Origin of the sequence: Streptomyces sp. NPDC102278 (genome assembly GCF_044766345.1) — a bacterium.
Lineage (GTDB): Bacteria > Actinomycetota > Actinomycetes > Streptomycetales > Streptomycetaceae > Streptomyces.
On the sequence record NZ_JBIWLV010000009.1, the window covers coordinates 297644 to 321866 of the forward strand.

Annotated in this window: 20 protein-coding genes; 4 read left to right on the forward strand and 16 right to left on the reverse strand. The window is 71.9% G+C overall.

The features are described from left to right. Nucleotides 1-178: 178 nt before the first annotated feature. The 16 genes from ACIRO3_RS22965 to rsmH all read right to left on the reverse strand — a co-directional run bounded on the left by ACIRO3_RS22965 (nt 179) and on the right by rsmH (nt 18205). Nucleotides 179-1408: a DivIVA domain-containing protein gene (locus ACIRO3_RS22965; protein ID WP_361773937.1), complete on the reverse strand. Its 1230-nt coding sequence runs from the start codon at nt 1406-1408 to the stop codon at nt 179-181. Between the two features lie 82 nt (nt 1409-1490). Then, nucleotides 1491-1787, reverse strand: a complete 297-nt coding sequence (locus ACIRO3_RS22970; protein ID WP_030155988.1) for a YggT family protein — start codon at nt 1785-1787, stop codon at nt 1491-1493. Nucleotides 1788-1847: 60 nt separating this feature from the next. Continuing rightward, entirely contained in the window at nt 1848-2456 is a 609-nt protein-coding gene (locus ACIRO3_RS22975; protein WP_361773941.1) for a cell division protein SepF, read from the reverse strand. Nucleotides 2457-2622: 166 nt separating this feature from the next. Further along, nucleotides 2623-3342: a YggS family pyridoxal phosphate-dependent enzyme gene (locus tag ACIRO3_RS22980; RefSeq protein ID WP_361773944.1), complete on the reverse strand. Its 720-nt coding sequence runs from the start codon at nt 3340-3342 to the stop codon at nt 2623-2625. A gap of 3 nt (nt 3343-3345) precedes the next feature. Beyond that, on the reverse strand, nt 3346-4080 hold the full coding sequence (pgeF, locus tag ACIRO3_RS22985) for a peptidoglycan editing factor PgeF (protein WP_361773947.1): 735 nt from the start codon (nt 4078-4080) through the stop codon (nt 3346-3348). After that, nucleotides 4077-5282 carry a cell division protein FtsZ gene (gene ftsZ / locus ACIRO3_RS22990; RefSeq protein ID WP_361773949.1) on the reverse strand — a complete coding sequence of 402 codons (1206 nt, stop codon included), beginning with the start codon at nt 5280-5282 and terminating at the stop codon, nt 4077-4079. The genes pgeF and ftsZ overlap by 4 nt, the downstream gene beginning before the upstream one ends. Nucleotides 5283-5561: 279 nt before the next feature. After that, entirely contained in the window at nt 5562-6404 is an 843-nt protein-coding gene (locus ACIRO3_RS22995) for a cell division protein FtsQ/DivIB (protein WP_404139569.1), read from the reverse strand. Nucleotides 6405-6434: 30 nt separating this feature from the next. After that, the gene (gene murG / locus ACIRO3_RS23000; RefSeq protein ID WP_404139572.1) at nt 6435-7529 is read right to left on the reverse strand and encodes an undecaprenyldiphospho-muramoylpentapeptide beta-N-acetylglucosaminyltransferase; all 1095 of its coding nucleotides are present in this window, start codon (nt 7527-7529) and stop codon (nt 6435-6437) included. A 6-nt stretch (nt 7530-7535) separates the two neighbouring features. Next, nucleotides 7536-8924, reverse strand: a complete 1389-nt coding sequence (gene ftsW / locus ACIRO3_RS23005; RefSeq protein ID WP_361773953.1) for a putative lipid II flippase FtsW — start codon at nt 8922-8924, stop codon at nt 7536-7538. Between the two features lie 68 nt (nt 8925-8992). Continuing rightward, on the reverse strand, nt 8993-10420 hold the full coding sequence (gene murD / locus ACIRO3_RS23010) for a UDP-N-acetylmuramoyl-L-alanine--D-glutamate ligase (protein ID WP_404139575.1): 1428 nt from the start codon (nt 10418-10420) through the stop codon (nt 8993-8995). Then, complete coding sequence (gene mraY / locus ACIRO3_RS23015; RefSeq protein WP_361773958.1) at nt 10402-11472, reverse strand: phospho-N-acetylmuramoyl-pentapeptide-transferase; 1071 nt, start codon at nt 11470-11472, stop codon at nt 10402-10404. The genes murD and mraY overlap by 19 nt, the downstream gene beginning before the upstream one ends. Then, a complete protein-coding gene (gene murF, locus ACIRO3_RS23020) occupies nt 11469-12893 on the reverse strand; it encodes a UDP-N-acetylmuramoyl-tripeptide--D-alanyl-D-alanine ligase (protein WP_361773960.1) in 1425 nt (474 codons plus the stop codon). The genes mraY and murF overlap by 4 nt, the downstream gene beginning before the upstream one ends. Next, nucleotides 12890-14605: a UDP-N-acetylmuramoyl-L-alanyl-D-glutamate--2,6-diaminopimelate ligase gene (locus ACIRO3_RS23025; RefSeq protein WP_404139578.1), complete on the reverse strand. Its 1716-nt coding sequence runs from the start codon at nt 14603-14605 to the stop codon at nt 12890-12892. Before ACIRO3_RS23025 ends, murF begins: the two co-directional genes overlap by 4 nt. 37 nt (nt 14606-14642) lie before the next feature. Then, nucleotides 14643-16667 carry a peptidoglycan D,D-transpeptidase FtsI family protein gene (locus tag ACIRO3_RS23030; protein ID WP_404139580.1) on the reverse strand — a complete coding sequence of 675 codons (2025 nt, stop codon included), beginning with the start codon at nt 16665-16667 and terminating at the stop codon, nt 14643-14645. Nucleotides 16668-16775: 108 nt separating this feature from the next. Then, nucleotides 16776-17279, reverse strand: a complete 504-nt coding sequence (locus ACIRO3_RS23035; RefSeq protein ID WP_361773967.1) for a hypothetical protein — start codon at nt 17277-17279, stop codon at nt 16776-16778. Next, nucleotides 17276-18205 (reverse strand): 16S rRNA (cytosine(1402)-N(4))-methyltransferase RsmH, encoded by a 930-nt coding sequence (rsmH, locus tag ACIRO3_RS23040; protein WP_404139638.1) that lies wholly within the window; start codon nt 18203-18205, stop codon nt 17276-17278. Before rsmH ends, ACIRO3_RS23035 begins: the two co-directional genes overlap by 4 nt. A 305-nt stretch (nt 18206-18510) precedes the next feature. Here rsmH and ACIRO3_RS23045 point away from each other — a divergent pair, with 305 nt between their 5' ends. From ACIRO3_RS23045 to ACIRO3_RS23060, 4 genes are all read left to right on the forward strand, one after another. Next, the gene (locus ACIRO3_RS23045; protein WP_404139583.1) at nt 18511-19095 is read left to right on the forward strand and encodes a beta-class carbonic anhydrase; all 585 of its coding nucleotides are present in this window, start codon (nt 18511-18513) and stop codon (nt 19093-19095) included. 158 nt (nt 19096-19253) lie between these two features. Next, nucleotides 19254-20264, forward strand: a complete 1011-nt coding sequence (locus ACIRO3_RS23050; RefSeq protein ID WP_361773976.1) for a MoxR family ATPase — start codon at nt 19254-19256, stop codon at nt 20262-20264. Further along, on the forward strand, nt 20264-21628 hold the full coding sequence (locus ACIRO3_RS23055; RefSeq protein WP_404139586.1) for a DUF58 domain-containing protein: 1365 nt from the start codon (nt 20264-20266) through the stop codon (nt 21626-21628). The genes ACIRO3_RS23050 and ACIRO3_RS23055 overlap by 1 nt, the downstream gene beginning before the upstream one ends. Next, nucleotides 21625-24039 (forward strand): transglutaminaseTgpA domain-containing protein, encoded by a 2415-nt coding sequence (locus tag ACIRO3_RS23060; RefSeq protein WP_404139589.1) that lies wholly within the window; start codon nt 21625-21627, stop codon nt 24037-24039. The genes ACIRO3_RS23055 and ACIRO3_RS23060 overlap by 4 nt, the downstream gene beginning before the upstream one ends. The last annotated feature ends 184 nt before the right edge of the window (nt 24040-24223 follow it).

Genomic DNA, 24223 nt, shown 5'->3' on the forward strand with positions numbered 1-24223 from the left:
GCGGGGTCCGGGGCGGAGCCCCGGGGCACCGTCCCGCACGGCACCCCCGCCCCGCCCCCGACACCCGGCACCCCCGGGCACGGGTCCGGGTCCGGGCACGGAAACGGGCCGGGCCCGGTACCCCCTGAGGGGAACCGGGCCCGGCCCGAGAGACTGCCGACAGACGCGGCGGCGGCGCCTAGTTGTCGTCCTCGTCGATCAGGAAGCCACGCATCGGCGACGGCGCCTGCATCGGCTGCGGAGCGGCCGGCCGCACCGGAGCCATCGGCTGGGTCATCGCCGGGGACATCTGCTGCTGGCCACCGTAGGACGGACCGCTCATCGGGGAGGGGCCACCCATCGGGGAGGGACCGCCCATGGGGGACGGGCCGCCCATCGAGTGCCCCATCGCACCGGCCGGAGCCATGGACGGCGACGGCGACGGCGGCAGCGCGGGACCGGCCGGGTTGCGCGGCGGGGCCAGCGAGTCGTCGGCCTGGGTCTCCAGCTGACGCAGCTGGGACTCCAGGTAGGACTTCAGGCGCGTACGGTACTCACGCTCGAAGCCTCGCAGGTCCTCGACCTTGCGCTCCAGCGTGGCGCGGGCGGACTCCAGGGAGCCCATCGCGACGCGGTGCTTCTCCTGGGCGTCCCGCTCCAGCGCGTCGGCCTTGGCACGGGCGTCCCGCTCCAGGCCCTCGGCGCGCGAACGGGCCTCGCCGACGATCTTGTTGGCCTCGGAGCGGGCCTCCGCGATCGCCTGGTCGGCGGTCTGCTGCGCGAGCGACAGGACACGGGCGGCGCTGTCGCCGCCGGGGCCCTGCTGCGGGAGCTGCTGGTGCTGCTGCTGGTGCATCTGCTGACCCATGGGCTGCATCTGCTGCCCCATCGGCTGCATCTGCTGGCCCATCGGCTGGCCGAGCGGGTTCTGGCCGCCCATGGACTGCTGCTGCTGCATCTGCTGCATCTGCTGGGGCTGCTGCATCTGCTGCGGCTGGCCCATCTGCTGCTGGCCACCCATGTTGTGCTGCTGCATGGGGCCGCCCATCGGGCCGGGACCCTGCGGGCCCTGTCCACCGGGGCCGGGGGGCAGCTGCGGCTGACCGCCGGGCAGTTGGGGCGGGCCCATCTGCGGCTGCTGCTGCTGCGGCGGGCCGGATATGGCCGCGGGCACGGGGGCGCCGGGGCCGCCGGGGCCACGCTGGTCCTGGGGTTCGGGCTTGCGCATGCCCTGCTGCTGCTGGTTCTGCGCGGCGGCGCGCGTGGCGGCGGCCAGCTTGGCGCGCAGGTCCTCGTTCTCGCGCAGCAGGCGCGTCAGTTCGGACTCGACCTCGTCGAGGAAGGCGTCGACCTCGTCCTCGTCATAGCCTTCTCGCAGGCGGACGGTCGTGAACTGCTTGTTCCGCACGTCCTCGGGAGTCAGCGGCATGTCTTCTTCACCTCTACGTAGTCGTCGGCAGTCGGCAAGACCGTATCGGGACTGTCCCCGGATTCGCGGGGAAGCACATCGTTCACACGCTTCTCGCAGCGGTGCTCACGAAACTGATGAGGATGTAAACGATGATCATCAGAACGAAGAAGGACAGGTCGAGTGCCACGCCCCCGAGACGCAACGGCGGAATGAAACGCCGAAGAAGCTTGAGCGGTGGATCGGTGACAGTGTAGGTGGCCTCCAGAACGACCACCATCGCCTTGCCGGGTGTCCATGAACGTGCGAACTGGAACACGTAGTCCATGACCAGTCGGAAGATCAGCACGATGAGGAAGCACATCAGAGCGATGTAGACCACTTGCAGTGCGACGCCCATCCCGCGCTTCCCTCTCCCCTGCTCCCACTGTGTCCCCGGCCCCGTATCTGACGGATCGGTCTAGCTTTGGTTGAAGAACCCGCCCTCCGCGATGCGGGCCTTGTCCTCCGCCGTGACATCGACGTTAGCAGGAGACAGCAGGAACACCTTCTGCGTCACGCGTTCAATGCTGCCGTGCAGACCGAAGACGAGGCCGGCGGCGAAGTCGACCAGACGCTTCGCGTCGGTGTCGTCCATCTCCGTGAGGTTCATGATCACCGGAGTGCCCTCACGGAAGTGTTCCCCGATGGTACGGGCCTCGTTGTAGGTCCGGGGGTGCAGCGTCGTGATGCGGTACGGCTCCCGCTCGGAGACGACCTTGGGCATGATCACGGGTGCGTTCTTCTCCAGGTTGGTGCGGTCAGGTGTGATGGACGCCACGGGTGCGATTCGCGCCGGACGTCCGCTTTCCACCGGCATCGGGAGGGGTTCCCGCTGTGCCGGGGGCTGTACTGCTCGTACCGGTTCGTCCGTTACGGGCGGTTGGTGCGCGGGCTGCTGACGCCGGCGATCCCGCTCCGGCTCCGGCTCGGGTTCGAACTCGTCGTCGGGGTCGTACCCCGGGTTGTCGTACCGGTCGTCCTCCACGAGGCCGAGGTAGACCGCCATCTTGCGCATCGCGCCGGCCATTCTCCGAGTCCTCCGCTCTGTGGTGGATCGCCCTGTCGCAGGTGTCGCCGTGCCACCAAAGTCGCTGTGTCACCAAAGTCACCAACTGCCCGCGATCCACGTGGTCTATCCGCTCATCTGCGGGAATGACCATATTTTCTGCTGTGGTCCGACTTTCTTCGCGACGTTACCCGAGCCGGGGTCTCGCGCCGAGTACCGCAGTGCCGACGCGTACATGTGTCGCACCCGCCAGCACGGCCTGTTCCAGGTCGGCGCTCATTCCCGCCGACACCATCGTGGCAGCAGGATGGTCGGCGCGCAGGCTGGATGACAATTCCATCAGCCGCTCGAAGGCCGCCTGTTCGCGGCCCGCGTACGTCCCCGCGAGCGGGGCCACGGTCATGAGGCCGTCGATCCGCAGTCCCGGCGCCGCGGCGACGAGGTCCGCCAACTCCGCGAGCAGGTCCGGCGCGGCCCCTCCCCGGGCCCCCCGCTCCCCCGACTCGGCGTCGAGGGCGATCTGCACGAGACAGCCGAGTTCCCGGCCGGCGGCCGAGGCGGCCGCCGACAGCGCGGTGACCAGTTTCGGCCGGTCGACCGACTGCACCACCCGCGCGTATCCCGCCACGGAACGGACTTTGTTCGTCTGCAACTGGCCCACGAAGTGCCAGTCGAGCGCCAGGTCCGCGCAGGCCGCGGCCTTGGGGGCGGCGTCCTGGTCGCGATTCTCCGCAACATGACGGACACCCAGGTCCGCCAGCAGTCGTACGTCGCTCGCCGGATGGGTCTTGGTGACCACGATGAGGGTCACCTCCTCCCGCCCGCGTCCCGCCGCCGCGCACGCCGACGCGATGCGCTCCTCGACCCGCGCGAGGTTCTCGGCGAGCTCGGCCTTGCGTTCCGTCATCCCTCAGTCCAACCAGACATATCCGGCAAGCCGCCCGGTCACCCGGTCACGGCGGTACGAGAAGTGGTCCCGTGACTCCAGTGTGCAGAACGGGGAGCGGTCGGTGTGCGCCACCCCCGCCCGCGCCAACTGTGCGTGCACGCCGGCGACCACGTCCACGGCCGGTGTCCCCCAGCTGGTCTCGGCCCACGCCGCCGGCGCCACCTCGGCGACCGCGTCCCGCATCTCGGCCGGCACTTCGTAGCAACGGCCGCAGACCGCCGGTCCCGTACGGGCGACCATCCGTCCGGGGTCGGCACCGAGGGCGACCATCGCCTCGACGGCGGCGGGCACCACCCCGGCGACCAGTCCGGGTCGCCCCGCGTGGGCCGCTCCCGCGATCCCGGCGACCGGGTCGGCCAGCAGGACCGGCACGCAGTCGGCGGTGAGCACCGCCAGGGCCAGTCCGCGACGGGCGGTCACCACCGCGTCCACCGCGGGGATCGGCTCCCGGTCCGGGTCCCACGGGCCGTCCACGACCGCCACGTCCCGGCCGTGCACCTGGTTCATCCAGATCACCAGCTCGGGAGCGAGGCCGAGGGACTTCGCCGCGGCGGCCCGGTTCGCGCGAACGGCGGCCGGGTCGTCTCCGACCGCGCCGCCGAGATTGAGCTCCTCGTACGGAACGGCGCTCACCCCGCCCCACCTGTCGGTGAAGGCGAAGTGCGCGCCGTTCTCGTCGTGCTGTCCCAGGATCACTTCAAGAAGTCCGGGACATCCAGCTCTTCCGCCGGGCTGTCCTGGTACGGACGGGCCGTCGGGACGTGGGTCGGCGGCGGGAACTCGTTCGCCGGCTCCGGCTCGACCGGAGCCGGGGGCTCCTCGCGCGGGGTGACCGAACCGAGCCCGCCGAAGGCCGGGCGGGCCGGCTCGGCGGCGCGGACCGGAGCCGGGGCGGGCTCCTCGCGCTTGGTGGAGGCCGCGCCGATGACGTTGTCCCGGCGGGCCGGGGGCTGTCCTCCGTCGAAGCCGGCGGCGATGACGGTGACCCGCACCTCGTCGCCGAGCGCGTCGTCGATGACGGCGCCGAAGATGATGTTCGCCTCGGGGTGCGCGGCCTCGCTGACCAGCTGCGCGGCCTCGTTGATCTCGAAGAGACCGAGGTCCGAGCCACCGGAGATGGAGAGCAGCACGCCGCGGGCGCCGTCGATGGACGCCTCCAGCAGGGGCGAGGAGATCGCCATCTCGGCGGCGGCCACGGCGCGGTCGTCGCCGCGGGCCGAGCCGATGCCCATCAGGGCCGAGCCGGCCTCGGACATCACGGACTTGACGTCCGCGAAGTCGAGGTTGATCAGGCCCGGGGTGGTGATGAGGTCGGTGATGCCCTGGACGCCGGACAGCAGGACCTGGTCGGCCGACTTGAAGGCGTCGAGCACGCTGACCTGGCGGTCCGAGATGGACAGCAGGCGGTCGTTGGGGATGACGATGAGGGTGTCGACCTCTTCGCGGAGTTCGGCGATGCCGTCCTCCGCCTGGTTCGCGCGGCGCCGGCCCTCGAAGGTGAACGGTCGGGTGACCACACCGATCGTCAGGGCTCCGAGCGAGCGCGCGATGTTGGCGACGACAGGTGCGCCGCCCGTGCCGGTTCCGCCGCCTTCACCGGCGGTGACGAAGACCATGTCGGCCCCCTTGAGGACCTCCTCGATCTCCTCGCGGTGGTCCTCTGCCGCCTTCCGGCCGACGGCCGGGTTGGCGCCGGCGCCGAGGCCCCGGGTGAGTTCACGGCCGACGTCGAGCTTGACGTCGGCGTCGCTCATCAACAGCGCTTGGGCGTCCGTGTTGATGGCGATGAACTCGACGCCCTTGAGACCGACCTCGATCATTCGGTTGATGGCATTGACACCACCGCCGCCGACACCGATGACCTTGATGACTGCGAGGTAGTTCTGCGGTGCTGCCACGTCGAAGGCCTCTCGCCTCGAGTTACGTGTCGCCGCCTCGCGGGCCTGCGTTGCGACGACTGATGCCGAAATTGGGCCGGTTCGTACATGCCGACCCGAACCCTAACCCTGAAGTTTAGGGTTATGAGTGTGTCTGTTCCTTGGACTCTTCCGAACAGGACACTAAGTCGACAAGTAGCGCGTGTTCAACGAACACGCCGAACCTCCCGTTTTTCTTTTCACCCTATGTGATCACCCGTATCGCTGGCCAACCAGGGTGCGTCGCTGTTCGACTCGACGTCAACTCCCGGACACCGCCGGTGCGGTGGGGACGCTCACGTCGAAGTGGTCAGCCCCGGGCGAGGCCTTCAGCAGGGCGGTCAGCGCCCTGCCTTTCGCTTCACCCAGTTCGCCGCTTCCCCAGACCACGGTTCGCCCCTTGGTGAGCGCCAGCACCACCGAGTCGTACGACTCCACCCTGACCTGCAGGGTCTCCTTCGCGACGGCGTCGGGGAGGCCGCCCGCGATGTCCACCGCCTCGCGCAGCAGCCGCTGCTCGTCGAAACGACGGGCGCTGGGTGACCGTTCCGCTGCCAATTCGAGGACGGGAACGCCTCCGGGTGCTTTCGCCACCGTGTCGAATCGCACACCCGAAGAGTCCACTTCGACGAAGTCCGTGCCCTTCTTGATGAGCAGCACGGGCTTGCGTTCCGTCACTTTCAGGCTGATTCCACGCGGCCACGACCGCGTCACTTCGACCGAATCGATGCGGGGCAGCCGCTCTCGCAGCCGGCTCTCGATCTCGTCCGTGTCGATGCTCACGAGGGGCGCGCCGACCGGGACGGCCGCGGCCGACACCACCTGCCGCGCCGTGAGCACCTCGGTGCCGGCGGAGGTGACCCTCTCGACGCGGAGCCAGGAGGACCCGTAGAGCACCCAGGTGCCGCCGGCGGCGAGGAGCACCGCGGCGGTCAGGGAGGCCAGTACGAGGACCCGGCGCCTTCTGATGCCGGGTCCCCGCGGGCCGGATCCCTTCGGCGACTTGGGACGCCTGCCCGGCTTGGGAGGGCCGGGGTTCCTGCCCTTGCGGGCGTCCCCGTCGGAACCGGGTGTCCCGCGCTGTGCGGTCGTCGCTCCGGCCACTCCTGTGCCTCCTGGGTCAGTGCTCCCGCCTCAGCGGGCTCTGCGTGCGGCGATCGCCTCGTAGACCAGACCGACGAGCAGGTCGTCGGCGTCCCGGCGGCCGAACTCGGCGGCGGCGCGGGACATCTCGTAGAGGCGGTGCGGGTCGGCGAGCACCGGGAGGACCTGGCTGAGCACCCATTCGGGCGTCAGCTCCGCGTCGTCCACGAGCAGGCCGCCGCCGGCCTTGACCACCGGCTGGGCGTTGAGCCGCTGTTCGCCGTTGCCGATCGGCAACGGTACGTAGGCGGCGGGCAGCCCGACGGCGGAGAGTTCGGCGACGGTCATCGCACCCGCGCGGCACAGCATCATGTCGGCGGCGGCGTACGCGAGATCCATCCGGTCCACGTACGGTACCGGCACATAAGGCGGCATCCCGGGCATGTTGTCGACACGCGGCAGTTCGTTCTTCGGCCCGACCGCGTGCAGGATCTGGATCCCGGAGCGCTGGAGGGTCGGAGCGACCTGCTGGATCACCTCGTTGAGGCGCCGGGCCCCCTGCGAGCCGCCGGAGACCAGCAGCGTCGGCAGGTTGGGGTCCAGGCCGAACGCGGCGCGCGCCTCGGGGCGCACGGCGGCCCGGTTCAGGGTGGAGATGGACCGGCGCAGCGGGATGCCGACGTAGCGGGCCCCCCGCAGCTTGCTGTCCGGGGTGGACACGGCGACGGCGTGCGCGTACCGGGAGCCGATCTTGTTGGCCAGTCCCGGCCGGGCGTTGGCCTCGTGGACGATGATCGGCACCCCGAGCCGCTTGGCGGCCAGGTAGCCGGGCAGCGCCACGTAGCCGCCGAAGCCGACCACACAGTCGGCCTTGGTGCGCGTGAGGATCTCCTCGGCCGCCTTGATGGTGCCGCGCAGCCGTCCGGGGACGGTGATCAGCTCAGGGGTGGGCTTGCGGGGCAACGGTACGGCGGGGATCAGACCCAGCTCGTAGCCGCGTTCCGGCACCAGGCGGGTTTCCAGTCCGCGCTCCGTGCCGAGGGCGGTGATGCCCACTGAAGGGTCCTGCCTGCGCAGGGCGTCCGCGAGGGCGAGCGCCGGCTCGATGTGGCCGGCGGTCCCCCCACCGGCGAGTACGACATGCACCGAAATTCACCGCTCTCCGGACGGACGCTTCTTGACGCGCCGTCTCATCGACTTCCATCTCAGCCCGGTCCGCGGCCGGCCGGTCTTCGGCTGCCGCATCGCGAGCGCCGCGCGCGCCGCCGGCTCCTCACGCGCGAAGGCGATGAGCAGTCCGACCGCGAACATGGTCGGCAGCAGGGCCGACCCTCCGTAGGAGAACAGCGGGAGCGGGACCCCGGCGATCGGCAACAGGCCGAGCACCGCACCGATATTGATCACGGCCTGCGCCGTGATCCATGTGGTCACGCCTCCCGCGGCATACCGTACGAAGGAGTCCTCCGTGCGTCCGGCCACGCGGATACCCGCATAGCCTAGAGCCGCGAACAGGGCGAGCACCGACAGCGTCCCCGCCAGACCCAGTTCCTCACCGGTGATGGCGAAGATGAAGTCGGTGTGGGCTTCCGGCAGTTGCCCCCATTTTTCCACACTGGCACCGAGCCCGGAACCGAACCATCCCCCGGACGCGAGGGCGTAGGTTCCGTGGACGGCCTGCCAGCAAAGGTCGTTCTTGCCCGGTTCTGTCGCACCGAGGCAGGCGAGCCGGTCCATGCGGTGCGGGCTGGTCTTGATCAGCAGTGCGATGATCACACCCGCGAACGCGAGAACCCCGACGAACATCCGGGTGGGCGCCCCCGCCAGCCACAGCAGGCCGAAGAGGATGGCCCCCAGGATCATCGCGGTGCCCATGTCGCCGCCGATCATGATGAGTCCGAGCAGCAGGAAGGCGACGGGGACCAGCGGCACCAGCAGGTGCTTCCACTGGCTCAGCAGCCCCTTGTCGCCCTTGCGGGCCAACAGGTCGGCCCCCCACAGGATCAGCGCCAGTTTGCCGAACTCGCTGGGCTGGAGCATGAACGGGCCGCCGAGGGAGAGCCAGTTCCGGTTGCCGTTGATCGACACCCCTATCCCGGGGATCTGCACCAGGGCCATCAGGAAGAGGGTCCCGGCCAGCACCGGGTAGGACAGCGCCCGGTGCAGCTTGACGGGCATCCGCGAGGCGGCCAGCAGCAGGACGGCGCCGATGAGGGCGGCCAGGAACTGCTTCTTGAAGAAGTACGCGTCCCCCAGGCCGAGCTGGAGGGCCTTGATCATGGAAGCCGAGTAGACCATCACGAGGCCGAGCACGGTGATCAGCAGCGAGCTGCCGAAGATCAGGTAATACGCCGTGAGTGGACGGTCCCAGGCTTTGCGCAACTGCTGTTGCGTACGCCGAAGCCCGGCGAGCGGCCCGCGCCCGCCGGGCCGCTTCCCACCGATCACCGGGCGCTTGCGCCCCTGCGCCTTGACGGCCTTGACGACTTTGACTGCCTTCGCGGCGGACGGCCGCCGCCCCGGCAGCACTTGCTTGGCCGGCATCTGTGATCTTCCCCTCCACTCGTGCGAGGCGAGCAGCCGGTCGGGAAGGACACCTGCCCTGGTTCGACCTAGGCGCTCTCGGCGGCCAGTTCGCGCACCGCGTCGGCGAATGCGTCCCCACGCTCGTTGTAGTTCGCGAACATGTCCATCGAGGCACAGGCAGGTGCCAACAGGACCGTGTCGCCGCGCTCGGCGAGACGGGCCGCTTCCCGGACCGCCGCGAGCATCGCCCCAGTGTCGGTCCGGTCGAGGTCCACGACCGGTACCTGCGGCGCGTGTCGCGCCAGCGCGTCCGCGATCAGGGCCCGGTCTGCGCCCATCAGGACGACGGCCCGCAGCCGCTCGGCCGACTTGCGCACGAGCTCGTCGAAGGTCGCGCCCTTGGCGAGGCCGCCGGCGATCCACACGACCGGCTCGAAGGCCGCCAGCGAGGCTTCCGCCGCGTGGGTGTTGGTGGCCTTGGAGTCGTCGACGTACGTCACCCCGTCCACCTCGTCCACGTGCGCGACCCGGTGGGCGTCCGGCCGGAAGTCGCGCAGACCGTCACGGACCGCGCGCGGTTCGACGCCGAAGGCGCGGGCCAGGGCCGCCGCGGCGAGCGCGTTGGCGATGTTGTGCGGGGCGGGCGGGTTGACGTCCTCGACCTGCGCGAGTTCCTGGGCGTTCTTCTGCCGGTTCTCCACGAAGGCCCGGTCCACCAGGATCCCGTCGACCACGCCCAGCATGGAGGGGCCGGGGGCGCCGAGGGTGAAGCCGATCGCCCGGCAGCCCTCCTCGACGTCGGCTTCCACGACGAGGTCCTCGGTGGCCCGGTCCGCGACGTTGTAGACGCAGGCCACCGTGTTGCCCTCGTAGATGCGGCCCTTGTCGACGGCGTACGCCTCCATCGAGCCGTGCCAGTCGAGGTGGTCGGGGGCCAGGTTGAGGACGACCGCCGAGTGGGCGCGCACGGAGGGCGCCCAGTGGAGCTGGTAGCTGGAGAGCTCGACGGCGAGGACGTCGTACGCCTCCCCGCCGGTCACCACGTCGATGATCGGGGTGCCGATGTTGCCGACGGCCGCGGTCTTCAGGCCCGCGGCCCGCAGGATCGACGCGAGCATCTGGGTGGTCGTGGTCTTGCCGTTCGTACCGGTGATCGCGAGCCAGGGGGCCGCGTCGGGGCCCCTCAGGAGCCAGGCGATCTCCACGTCCCCGACGACCTCGACACCGGCCTCGGCGGCCGCCGCGAACAGCGGACTGTCGGGCTTCCAGCCGGGCGAGGTGACGACCAGGTCGGTGCCCTCGGGCAGGGTCGTGGCGTCCGCGAGGCGCACGGAGATCCCCGCGGCCTCCAGCTCCGCCGCCCGGGCCCGGTGGCCCTCGCTGTCGCCGCCGTCGACGACGGTCACCGAAGCGCCGAGGCCGGCCAGGGCGCGGGCGGCACTGATGCCGCTCACGCCGAGGCCGGCGACGGTGATGTTCTTGCCGTGCCAGGAGGTCACTTGTCGGCTGCCCATCCCGCGTAGAAGAGACCGAGACCCACGATCACGCACATGCCCTGGATGATCCAGAAGCGGACGACCACGAGGACCTCGGACCATCCCTTGAGTTCGAAGTGGTGCTGGAGTGGCGCCATCCGGAAGACGCGCTTGCCGGTCAGCTTGAAGGAGCCGACCTGGATGACGACCGACATCGTGATGAGCACGAAGAGGCCGCCGAGGAGCGCCATCAGGAACTCCGTGCGGGAGCAGATGGCGAGGCCGGCGAGCGCGCCGCCGAGGGCCAGCGAACCGGTGTCGCCCATGAAGATCTTGGCGGGCGAGGTGTTCCACCACAGGAAGCCGAAGCAGGCGCCCATCAGGGCGGAGGCGACGACCGCGAGGTCCAGCGGGTCGCGCACCTCGAAGCAGGCGGCCGGATTGGTCAGGGTCTGCGCGTTGGCGCAGGACTCCTGGTACTGCCAGACGCCGATGAAGGTGTAGGCGCCGAAGACCATCACGGCGGCGCCGGTGGCCAGTCCGTCCAGGCCGTCGGTCAGGTTCACGCCGTTGGACATCGCCAGGATCATGAACAGGGCCCAGACGACGAACAGCACCGGCCCGATCGACCAGCCGAAGTCCGTGACGAACGACAGCTTCGTCGAGGCCGGGGTCAGCCCCTTCGAGTCCTTGAACTGGAGGGCGAGCACCGCGAAGGCGATGCCGACGATCAGCTGGCCGGACATCTTGGCCTTGGCCCGCAGGCCGAGCGAGCGCCTCTTGACGATCTTGATGTAGTCGTCCAGGTAGCCGACGACTCCCATGCCGGCCATCAGGAAGAGGACGAGCAGGCCCGAGAAGCTCACCGCCTCACCGGTGATGACCTTCGTCAGGGCGTACGCGATGAGCGTCGCCAGGATGAAGGAGATGCCACCCATGGTGGGTGTGCCCTTCTTCCCGGCGTGGCCGCGGGGGCCGTCGTCGCGGATGAACTGGCCGTAGCCCTTGCGGGCCAGCAGCTTGATCAGGAGAGGGGTGCCGATGAGGGTCAGGAACAGACCGATGACACCGGCGAAGAGAATCTGCCTCATCGGTCGGCGACCTCGCCCTCGCGCTCCAGCAACGCAAGCGCGACCCGCTCCAGGCCGATCGACCTGGAAGCCTTCACCAGCACGACGTCACCCGGGCGCAGTTCACTGCGCAACAGGTCGACCGCCGCCTGCGCGTCGGACACGAGCACCGACTCCTCACCCCACGAACCCTCGTTATATGCGCCCAGTTGCAGCCAGGACGCTTCCCTGCCCCCGACTGCGACGAGCCTGCTCACGTTGAGCCGGACGGCGAGCCGTCCCACCGCGTCGTGCTCGGCCAGCGATGCGTCACCCAACTCGGCCATGGGACCGAGCACCGCCCACGTGCGTCCCCCCTCGGCCCGCGCGGGGCCGCCCATCGCGGCAAGCGCGCGCAGAGCGGCCCGCATGGACTCGGGGTTCGCGTTGTAGGCGTCGTTGACGATCGTCACGCCGTCCGCTCGCTCGGTGACCTCCATCCGCCACCGGGACAACGTGCCCGCCCCGGAGAGCGCGGTGGCGATCTCTGGAGTGGACATGCCCAGTACATGGGCGACGGCGGCCGCGGCGAGCGCGTTCGACACGTGGTGCTCACCGTACAGCCGCAAGGTCACTTCGCCGCACCCGGAGGGTGTGTGGAGTGTGAAGGCGGGCGTTCCGCCGGCCGTCATCCGTACGTCCGTGGCCCGGACGTCGGCGTCCTCGGCCTCGCCGAAGAGGACCGTACGGGCCTTCGTGCGGGCGGACATGGCGCGTACGAGCAGGTCGTCGGCGTTCAGGACGGCGACGCCCCCGTCGGCCTCGGACGGCAGGGACTCGACCAGCTCGCCCTTGGCCTGTGCGATCTGCTCGCGGCCGCCGAACTCGCCGATGTGGGCGGTGCCGACGTTGAGCACCAGGCCGATGCGCGGCGGGGTCAGGCCGGTGAGGTAGGCGATGTGGCCGATTCCGCGGGCACCCATCTCCAGCACCAGGTGCCGGGTGTCCTCGGTGGCCGTCAGGGCGGTGAGCGGCAGGCCGATCTCGTTGTTGAGGGAGCCGGGCGTCCACACGGTGGGGGCGTGCTGTTGGAGCACCTGGGCGATGAGGTCCTTGGTGGAGGTCTTGCCGGCCGAGCCGGTCAGGGCCACCACGTCGGTGCCGAGGCGTTCGACGACGGCCCGGGCGAGGGCACCGAGCGCCTTCTCCACGTCGGGCACGACGATCGCGGGTACGCCGACGGGCCGGGCGGCGAGGACGGCGGCGGCGCCGGCCGCGACCGCGCGCTCCGCGTAGTCGTGGCCGTCGACGTGTTCGCCCTCGAAGGCGGCGAACAGGCTGCCGGCCTCCACCTGGCGGGAGTCGATGACCACGGCCCCGCTGATCCGCACCGACGGATCCGGTATGTCGTGGGGCCGCCCGCCGGTGATGTCGGCGATCTCGGCGAGGGAAAGGGCGATCACTGGTTCACCTCGGCCTGCGTGGTTGCGTGGTGCGGGGCCGCGGTGCGCGCCTCGATGGCCGCGCGGAGGACCTCGCGGTCGTCGAAGGGGCGTACGACGCCCGCGGTGTCCTGGCCCTGCTCGTGGCCCTTGCCCGCGACCAGCAGCGTGTCGCCGGGCCGGGCGCGCGCGACGGCCGCGGCGATCGCCGCGGCGCGGTCGGCGTCCACGAGGACGGCGCCCCGTTCGGCGGGCGGCACGGAGACGGCGCCTTCGAACATCGCGGCCAGGATGGCGAGGGGGTCCTCGGAGCGGGGGTTGTCGGAGGTGAGCACGGCGACGTCGGCGAACCGCGCGGCGGCGGCGCCCATCGGGGCCCGCTTGGTGGTGTCGCGGTCGCCGCCGCAGCCGAGCACGATGTGCAGCCTGCCCTCGGTGACCTCGCGCAGGGCGCGCAGCACCGATTCGACGGCGTCGGTCTTGTGCGCGTAGTCGACGACGGCGAGGAACGGCTGCCCCGCGTCGACGCGTTCCAGCCGGCCGGGCACCCCGGGGACCGCGGCGACGCCGTCGGCGGCGGTCTGCGGGTCGAGGCCGGCGGCGGCGAGGGTGACGATCGCGGCGACGGTGTTGGCGACGTTGAACGGGCCGGGCAGCGGTGCGGTGGCGCGTACGCGCTGTCCGTCCGGGCCGACGAGGGTCAGCGTGGAGTCGGCGGCGCCCAGCACCACGTCCTCGGCGCGCCAGTCGGCGGCCGGGTCACCGGTGGCCGAGAAGGTGACGATCGGGATCGTCGCCTCCTTGGCGAGGCGGCGGCCGTACTCGTCGTCGGCGTTGACCACTCCGAGGCGGGCGCGGCGCTCGGTGAAGAGCTGCGCCTTGGCCTGGAAGTAGTCCTCCATGTCGGAGTGGAACTCCATGTGTTCCGGGCTCAGGTTGTTGAAGACGGCGACGTCGAAGACGCAGCCGTCGACCCGGCCCAGCACGAGCGCGTGGCTGGAGACCTCCATGGCCACGGCCTCGACCCCGCGTTCGCGCATGACGGCGAACAGGGCCTGGAGGTCGGTGGCCTCGGGGGTGGTGCGCTCGGACTTGATGCGTTCGTCGCCGATGCGCATCTCGACGGTGCCGACGAGTCCGGTGGCCCGGCCGGCGGCGCGCAGGCCGCCCTCGACGAGGTACGCCGTGGTGGTCTTGCCCGAGGTCCCGGTGATGCCGAGTTGGAGGAGGGCCTCGCCCGGCCGGCCGTAGATCGCGGCGGCCAGCTCGCCCATCCGGGCGCGCGGGTCGGCGACGGCGAGCACCGGCAGTCCGGTCGCGGCGGCGCGTTCGGCGCCGGCGGGGTCGGTCAGCACGGCGGCGGCGCCGAGGGCGGCCGCCTGGGCGGCGAAGTCCGCGCCGTGCGCCTTGGCGCCGGGGAGGGCCGCGTACAGGTCGCCGGGGCGCACCGCACGGGAATCGTGCGTGATGCCGGTGATCCGCGGACCCGTCGGCTCGCCGGTGGCTTCGACGTCCACCAGGGCCGCGAGCTCGGGCAGCGGGGTGGGGCACACGGACACGGGGCGGGGCGCTCCCGGCGGCACTGCCGGGGCGTCTTTCCGGGTGGTTCTGGGCTGATCAGCGTGGGACACGGCGGTGAGCGTACCGGGCGCGGTGGCCCCGTCGCGAAGCGAGGTCCCGGCCGCGGGGCCGGTGGCCGACTGGTTCCCGGGTTTCGGGGTGATCGTTGTCACTGATGGTGCCTCACGCATTTCTGGCTGGGCGGCGGGTTCACTGGCCGGGCTGCGGGCCGGGCCGGGTACTCGGCTGCGGGGCGGGCTGCGGGCCCGGTTCGAAGGTGACCGGCAGTCCGGCGGGGGCGGTGCCGGTGGGGGCGACCTGGAGGGTCTTGAGGGCGAACTCCATGACCTTCTTGTAGATGGGTCCGCAGATCTGTCCGCCGAAGTAACTGCCCTTGGTGGGGTTCTGGATGGCGCAGTACACGGTGACGCGCGGGCTGTCGGCGGGCGCGAAGCCGGCGAACGAGGCGGTGTACCCCTTGTAGCGGCCGGTCGCCGGGTCGACCCGGTTGGAGGTACCGGTCTTGCCGCCGACGCGGTAGCCGGGGATGCGCGCCTTGGTGCCGGTGCCCTCCTGGTCGTCGACCACGGATTCGAGCATCGCGGCGAGGGTCTTGGCGGTGTCCTGGCTGATCACGGGGGTCTGCTCGGGGGCCGGTGCCGGGGTGAAGCGGCCGTCGGGTCCCCTGCTGCCACGGACCAGGGTCGGCTCGATGCGGACCCCGCCGTTGGCGATGGTGGAGTACACGGAGGCCGCCTGGACGGCGTTGAGGGACAGGCCCTGGCCGAAGGGGATCGTGTACTGCTGGGAGGTGGACCAGGCCTCGGGCTTGGCGAGGATGCCCCGGGATTCGCCGGGGTAGTCCAGGCCGGTGGGCTGCCCGATGCCGAACTTGGTCAGGTATCCGTACAGGACCTTGTTGGCCTCGGGCTGGGTGGCGCCGAGCCGGCCGGTGGCCAGGATGGTCCCGATGTTGGAGGACTTGGCGAGCACCCCGTTCAGGGTCAGGTACCAGGTGGGGTGGTCCACGTCGTCCTTGAAGAGGCGGTCGCCGCGGTGGAGGCGGTTGGGAACCTCGACGGGGGTCGCCGGGGTGGCCTTCTTCTCCTCCAGGACGGCGGCCATCGACATCACCTTGGCGGTGGAGCCGGGCTCGTAGACGTCCTGGAGGGCGGCGTTGCCCATGGCGGTGGAGCGGGCCTTCGAGAGGTCGTTGGGGTCGAAGCCGGGGGCGTTGGCCATGGCCAACACCTCTCCGGTGCGGGTGTCCTGGACGACGACGTAGCCGCGGTCCGCGCCGGACTTCTCGACCTGTTCGGTGATCGCGCTCTGCGCGGCCCACTGGATGTCGCGGTCGATGGTCAGCTCGATGTCCTCGCCGGGCACGGCGGCCTTCTCGCTGGACTCCGCGGTGGGGACGCGCCGACCGCCGGACTGGGCGTAGGTGAGGCTGCCGTCCTTGCCGGACAACTTCTTGTCCAGGGAGGACTCCAGGCCGCCGCCGCCCTTGCCCTCGGCGTTGACGTAACCCAGTATCCCGGCGGCGAGGTCGCCGTTCGGGTACACGCGCTTGCTGCTGTCCTCCTTGAACACCCCCGCGATGACGTTGGCGCCGGGGCCGTTGTTCCTCTTGTCCGCGGCCGCCTTGTCCGCGAAGACCTTCTTGAGGTCCTTGATCTGGTTCCAGACCTGGGGGGTCTGGCGGTGGGCGAGGATGACGTAGCGGGAGTTCCTGGTCTCCAGGAGCTTGGCGAGTTCCTTGGCGTCCTTGCCGAGGATCGGCGCGAGGAGGGCCGCGGCCTGCGCGGGGGCGTCCGGGGCCTTGCTCTCCTGCGCGGTGAACATCTTCGGGTCGGCGGTGATGTCGTACGCGTCGACGCTCGTGGCGAGGGCCACGCCCTTGCGGTCGGTGATCTCCCCGCGTTCGGCGGCCAGGGTGTAGCTGGTGAAGCGGTTCTCGGAGGCCTTGGCGGAGTAGGCGGAGGCGTCGACGGCCTGGACCTGGAGCAGCCGTACGACGAACGCGAGCATGACCAGGGTCAGCCCGACGCCGACGAGGCGCAGTCGGGGTTTGGGGTTCCCGAGCCGGATGGTGTGGGCCGTGCGGGACGGGGCCGGCCTGCGGGTGACGGGACGGGAGGCGGGGCGCGCCGTGGCCCTGGCCCGGTCACCAACGGTGGGCCGGGGCCGGCCGGGACCCGGTACCCGCCGCCGGGGCGGCTCCTGGGGGCTCACGCGTCCACCGCCGACACGGTCGCCGCGACGGCTCCGGCCGGGGCGCCGCCCGGCGGACGAGTCGGGGGCGGGCTGGGGAGAAGCCCCGCGGGGGTCCGCGTCACGACGTCACCTTCCAGGGGTCTGGCTGGGCTGGGGGGTCCCGCTCGACGCGGCCGGGTTCGGCGCGGCCGGGCCGCTCGCCGCGGCGGACGGGGCGCCGGAGGGCGCTGCGGACACCGCCGGCTGCGCGACCGGCGCGGGGGGCGGCGGGGGCGGCGCCTGCGCCTGCGAGGCGGTGCCCGCGACCTTCCCGTCCGGGCCGATGAAGACGGGGCTGCCGCCCGGCACCAGGCCCAGTTCGTGCGCCCGCCGCTGGAGGGCGTCGGGGGCCGAGTAGCCGTCCACGTCCCGTTGGAGCGCCTGCTCCTCGTCCGTCAGGACGAGGGTCTCCTTCTTCAGCTGGGTGAGCTGGAAGGAGCCCTGGTTCAGCGCGGAGTTCAGCAACAGCAGGCTGATCAGGCCGCCGCCCAGCAGGGCGACGACCAACAGCACGAACGGCATCCGGGCCGCCTGACCGGTTCCGCCGCCTGCCGCGACGCCGGGCCGCAGCCGTCCCCCGCGCTTGATCACAGTCGCGCCTCGCGGATCCGTTCGACTCCGCGGCACCGGGCGGGGGCCGCCCGCCGGTTCTCGGCGATCTCCTCCTCCGTGGGGAGTTCGGCGCCGCGCGTGAGGAGTTTGAGCTTGGGCTGGTACTTCTCCGGCACCACCGGCAGTCCGGGCGGCGCCGTGGAGGCGGCCCCCGCCGCGAAGACCTGCTTGACCAGGCGGTCCTCCAGCGAGTGGTACGACAGCACCGCGATCCGGCCGCCGACGGCGATCCGGTCCACGGCGGCCGGGATGGCGCGCTCCAGGCCGGACAGCTCGCCGTTGACCTCGATGCGCAGCGCCTGGAAGGTGCGCTTGGCCGGGTTGCCCCCGGTCCGCTTCGCGGCCTGGGGCAGCGAGTCGCGGATCAGCTCGACCAGCCGGGCGCTGTTGGTGAAGGGTTCCTTGTCCCGTTCCCGCACCACCGCCGAGACGATCCGTTTGGCCTGCTTCTCCTCGCCGTACTGGCGCAGGATGCGGACCAGCTCGCCGGGGGCGTAGGTGTTGAGGACCTCTGCGGCGCTGATGCCGGTCGTCTGGTCCATGCGCATGTCCAGAGGGGCGTCCTGGGCGTACGCGAACCCGCGGTCGGCCTCGTCCAGCTGCATCGAGGAGACGCCCAGGTCGAAGAGGATGCCCTGGACGGTGGGGATGCGCAGGCCGTCGAGCACCTCGGCCAGGTCGGCGTAGATCGCGTGGACCAGGGTGACCCGGTCGCCGAAGGGCGCCAGGCGCTCCCCGGAGAGCCGCAGGGCCTCCTTGTCGCGGTCGAGGCCGATCAGGTGTGCCTCGGGGAACCGGGTCAGCAGGGCCTCGCTGTGGCCGCCGAGACCGAGGGTGCAGTCGACTACGACGGCCCCCGGCCTCTCCAGCGCCGGGGCCAACAGGTCCAGGCACCGCTGGAGCATCACCGGGACGTGTCGGGACTCGCTAGTCAAAGCGCCCTCTCAGATAACGGCGCGGCAGGCGTACGCCGCGCCGCGCACGCGGAGTTTTACCAGGGGGCCGGGCGGCCGGTGAGGGCCGGGCTCCGGCCGGTTCGCGTCACTTTAGTGCAACGGTCCCCGCGGTCAACGAACCGCCCGGCGCGCCGTCCGCTCCGCTCGTACGGAACCCGCGAATGCCGCGAATCACCCGAACAGCCGCGTCCCGCCCACCCTTGTGGGTTAGCTCACAACAAGGCCGGTTGACCTTCTTTGTCCCTCCTCACTCCATGCCTCCCCCAGCGGTGACCACTAACGTCGGATGCATGACGACTTCCGCATCTCCCGCAGAGTCCGCAGCCCAGGCGTCCGCCGGTGGGTCCGTCACCGACCGGTTGGTCGAGGCGAACCGGCGGTACGCCGCCGCGTTCGGCGACCCCGGCATGGACGCCCGCCCGGTGCTCCAGGTCGCCGTCGTGGCCTGCATGGACGCCCGCCTCGACCTGCATGCCGCCCTCGGGCTGAAGCTGGGCGACTGCCACACGATCCGCAACGCGGGTGGTGTGGTCACCGACGACACGATCCGTTCGCTCACCATCAGCCAGCGGGCGCTCGGCACCCGCGCGGTGATACTCATCCACCACACCGGCTGTGGCCTCGAAAGCCTCACCGAGGACTTCCGGCACGAGCTGGAGGACGAGGTCGGCCAGCGCCCCGCCTGGGCCGTGGAGGCCTTCCGGGACGTGGACCAGGACGTGCGCCAGTCGATGCAGCGGGTACGGACGAACCCCTTCCTGCCCTACCGCGACGATGTGCGAGGCTTCGTCTTCGACGTGCACACCGGGCTCCTGCGGGAGATCGATCCCGCCTCTTGAGTGACACAAGGCCTTAACGCCGTCAAGAATGCGGGGTGACGCCACCCGGGAGTGTTCCCGGGCCGGCGTCCGCACTCTCGCGATTCAGAGGTGTCGGGGTGGGCCGGTTCATGCGTCAAGAGCGTGATCGGCCCGGAGAAAGGGCCGAGGAGAACCAGGTGACCACGTATGACGACCGAGCGAGCCTCGCGGATCTGACCAGCACTGCGGAGCGGGTCCGCCACTCGGTCGAGAGCGTGATCGAGGGCAAACCAGAGGTCGTCCGCCTCGCGCTGACCGTCCTGCTCGCGGAGGGGCACCTGCTGATCGAGGACGTGCCCGGCGTCGGCAAGACCATGCTGGCCAAGACGCTCGCCAAGTCCATCGACTGCTCGGTGCAGCGCATCCAGTTCACGCCGGACCTGCTGCCGTCCGACATCACCGGTGTCAGCATCTACGACCAGCAGCGCCGCGAGTTCGAGTTCAAGCCCGGCGCGATCTTCGCCCAGATCGTCATCGGCGACGAGATCAACCGCGCCTCCCCCAAGACCCAGTCCGCGCTGCTGGAGTCGATGGAGGAGCGCCAGGTCACCATCGACGGCACGACCTACACGCTGCCGAGCCCCTTCATGGTGGTCGCCACCCAGAACCCGGTGGAGATGGAGGGCACCTACCCCCTCCCCGAGGCCCAGCGCGACCGTTTCATGGCCCGCGTCTCGGTCGGCTATCCCAGCCCGGAGGCCGAGCTCCAGATGCTGGACGTGCACGGCGGGCTCTCCCCGCTGGACGACCTCCAGGCCGTCGCGCACGCCCACGACATCGTCAAGCTGATAGAGGCCGTCCGCGAGGTGTACGTGGCCGAGCCCGTGCGCCGCTACGTGGTCGACCTGGTCTCCGCCACCCGCAGCCACCCGGACCTGCGCCTGGGCGCCTCGCCCCGCGCCACCCTGCACCTGCTGCGCGCCGTGAAGGCGTCCGCCGCGCTGGCCGGCCGGGACTACGTCCTGCCCGACGACGTCCAGGCGCTGGCCGCCCCCGTCCTCGCGCACCGGCTGCTGCCGACCGCGCAGGCCCAGCTGAGCCGGCGGACCGCCGAGCAGGTCGTCGCCGACATCCTGCAGCGCACCCCCGTGCCGGCCGCGCACGCCCGCGGCGAGATGCCGCCCGGCGCGGGCATCCGGGGCTTCTGATGAGCACCGGTGCCCCGGACGGCGCCGGTGGCGCCGGAGGGGGCGGGGCGGGCCTGCGCGCCTCGCTGTCGGGGCTGACCACGCGCGGCCGCTCGTTCCTGGCCGCCGGGATCGCGGCCGCCGCCTGCGCGTACGTACTCGGGCAGGGCGAACTGCTGCGGGTGGGACTGCTGCTGGCCCTGCTCCCCCTGATCTGCGTCCTCGCCCTGCACCGCACCCGCCACCGGGTCTCCGGCAGCCGCCGGCTGACCCCGGGCCGGGTGCCCGCGGGCGGTGAGGCCCGGGTACGGCTGCGCATGGACAACACCTCCAGGATGCCCACGGGGCTGCTGATGCTCCAGGACCGGGTTCCGTACGTGCTGGGGCCGCGGCCCCGCTTCGTACTGGACCGGGTCGAGCCCGGCGGGCGCCGCGAGGTGTCCTACCGGGTCCGCTCCGACCTGCGCGGCCGCTACCCGCTGGGTCCGCTCCAGCTCCGGCTGACCGACCCCTTCGGGATGGTCGAGCTGACCCGTTCCTTCAGCACCTACGACACCCTCACCGTCATCCCGCGCACCGAGGCCCTGCCCGCGGTCCGACTGACCGGCGAGGCCAACGGCCACGGTGACGGCAGCCGGCGTTCCCTGGCCCTGGCCGGGGACGACGACGTGATCCCGCGCGAGTACCGGCGCGGCGACGACCTGCGTCGGGTGCACTGGCGCTCCACCGCCCGCTACGGCGAGCTGATGGTGCGCCGCGAGGAGCAGCCCCAGCGCACGAAGGCCACCGTCCTGCTGGACACCCGGGCGGACGCCTATCGGGGCGCCGGCCCGGACTCCGCCTTCGAGTGGGCCGTGTCGGCGGCCGCCTCCACCCTGGTGCACCTGCTGGAGCAGGGGTTCTCGGTACGGCTGCTGACCGACAACGGCACCTCGGTCCCCGGTGACGCCGGCGGCGGATTCTCCTCCGGCGGGCACGATCCCGCCGAGGCGGCCGGGCTGATGCTGGACACCCTCGCGGTCGTCGGGCACTCCGACGAGAGCGGGCTGTCCAAGGCCCACGACGCGCTCCGCGGCGGCGGGGCGGGTGGCGGCTTCGGCGGCGGTGGCTCCGACGGGCTCCTCGTCGCCTTCCTGGGCGACCTGGACGACGTACAGACCGAGATGGCGAGCAGGATGCGGCAGCGCAGCGGGGGCGCGGTGGCGTTCGTACTGGACTCCGCGGCCTGGACGGGCGGGCCCACGCGGGTGGAGACACGGCTGGGCCGGCTGCGCGACGCGGGCTGGACGGCACTGGCCGCCCCACCCGGGGTGGCCTTCGGCGATCTGTGGCGGCAGGCCGGCAACGCCCCGCTCGGCACGGCGACTTCCGGAGGTTGGGGATGAGCGGGCGCGCGCGACTGACGCTCTTCGCGATGCTGGCCACACTGCTGACCTCCTGGTCACTGGCCCCGCTGGTGGAGTCCTCCGGCTGGCTGGTGCAGGCCGCGGTGCTGCTCGGCGTGCAGAGCGCCGTGGGGGCCGGGGCCCGGCGGATCCCGCTGGCGCGGTCGCTGACGGTGGCGGCGCAGCTCCTGGTGACACTGCTGCTGCTCGCGTTCCTCTTCGCGGGGAAGGCCGAGACCCCCTCAGGCGGGCTGCTGGGCTACCTGGTCACGGACTTCGGGTCGTTGTTCCAGCAGGGCGTGCGCGACGTCGGCGAGTTCGCCATACCGGCGCCGCTGACGGACGGCATCCGGTTGCTGCTGCTCTCCGGGGTGCTGCTGATCGGGCTGCTGGTGGACATGCTGGCCGTCACGATGCGGACGGCCGCGGCGGCCGGGCTGCCGCTGCTGGCGCTGTACTCGGTGGCCGCCGGGCTGTCGGCCGGACAGGGCGGCGCCTGGTTCTCCTTCCTGCTGGCGGGCTGCGGCTTCCTGATGCTGCTGCTGACCGAGGGCCGGGACCGGCTCGCGCAGTGGGGTCGGGTCTTCGGCGCGGCGCCGGACGGGCGCGTCTCGGCCGCTTCCGGTTACGGCGGCGGCAAGGACGGCACCCGGGCGGTGGCCCCCGTGCGCACCGGCCGGCGGATCGGTGTGGTCACGCTGGGTCTGGCACTGGCCGTGCCGGCGGTGCTGCCGTCGCTCGGCGGCGGCATGGTCGGGGCCGGGGACGACGGTGGTGCGGGCAGCGGCGCGGGCGGCGGGACGATCTCGGCGGTCAACCCGCTGGTGTCGCTGCAGGGCAGCCTGAACGCGCAGGACAACCGGGTGGTGCTGCGGTACCGGACGGACAGCCCGCAGCAGTCCGAGCAGTACCTGCGGATCCTGGCGCTCGACGAGTTCAACGGGGTCAAGTGGGAGGCCTCCGGGCGCCCCCTGACGGACGTGCCGGAGCGGTTGCCGACGCCGCAGGGTCTCGGCGGTCCGGTGGAGCAGGACGCGGCGGAGGTCCGGACGACCGTCTCGGCGGCCCAGACGTACGCGCAGCGCTACCTGCCGATGCCGTACCCGGCGACGCGGGTGGACATCGGCGGGAAGTGGCGGTTCGAACCGGCCGGCCGGACCCTGGTCGGGGACCAGTTGGGCAAGGACCGCTTCCAGAACGTGCAGGGCGCCCAGTACACGGTGCGCAGCCTGCTGCTCCGGCCGACGGCCTCGCGGTTGCGCGAGGCCCCCGCGCCGGACCCCGAGGTCCGGTCCGAGTACACGAAGCTGCCGGACAACCTGCCGCCGGTCGTCGCCGAGACGGCCCGGCGGGTCACCCGGGGTGCGACGGACGACTACACGCGGGCCGTGAAGCTCCAGGACTTCTTCGCGGTGAACGGCGGGTTCCGCTACGACACCACGGTCAGCTCCGGTTCGGGTTCGCAGGCCATCGCCCGGTTCCTGAACGACAAGGAGGGCTTCTGCGTCCACTTCTCGTTCTCGATGGCGGCGATGGCCCGCTCGCTGAACATCCCGGCGCGGGTGGCGGTCGGGTTCACCCCCGGCACCAGGCAGGCCGACGGCAGCGTGAACGTGTCCCTGCGGGACGCGCACGCGTGGCCCGAGCTGTACTTCGAGGGCGTGGGCTGGACCCGGTTCGAGCCGACCCCCCGGTCCGGCATCTCGGTACCGGACTACAGCCGGGCCGCGACGCCGACCGCGCAGCCGTCCGCCCCGGCGGCGCTGCCCTCGCCGGGCGCGTCCGCCCCGTCGTCGGCCCCGTCGAAGGCGCAGGACTGCCCGCCGGAACTGAAGAAGCTCGGCGAGTGCGGCGGGCCCGTGCCGGCGCCGGGCGGGGACGCCGGCGACGGCGTGACGCTCCTGTCCGTCCTGGGCTGGACCGGCGCGGGGATCCTCGTCCTGGGGCTGCCCCTGCTCCCCCTGTTGTGGCGGCGCGGGATCCGGGCGCGGCGGCTGGCGGCCGGCGACGTGCTGCTCGCCTGGCGCGAGTTGGGCGACGCGGCCTGGGACGTGAACATCCCGCCGGACGAGGCCCTGTCCCCCCGCCGGGCGGCGGGGCGGGTGGTCGTCCTGGGTCGGCTGGAGGACGCGCCGGCGCAGGCCGTGCACCGGGTCGCGGGCGCGGTGGAACGGGCCCTGTACGCCCCGCCGGGCGCGGACACCGCGTACGAGGGCATGGCGGACGACGTCCTCCTGGCGCACTCGGCGCTGCTGGCGAGCGTCTCGCGGAGCACCCGCGTACGGGCCCTGCTGCTGCCCCGGTCCCTGGTCCGGCTCTCCTGGGCCGCCTCGACCCGCTGGTCGGGCGTGACCGCCCGGGGCGCCGCGCTCTCCGGTCGGATCCGGCTCCCGCTGCGCGACCGGGGCTGACCCGGCCGCCGACCCCTCGGGGTCGGCTCCGGGCCCGGGTACGCGAGAACGCCGGTGCGGCGGGGCTCGTTCCCCCCGAGCCCCGCCGCACCGGCGTTCGTGTCGCGCCGGGTCCCCCGTGCTCCTCCCGGCGCGGAACGAGGGCCCGGTCCCGCTCCGCGGCCCCGTGTCCGCGGTGCGGGAC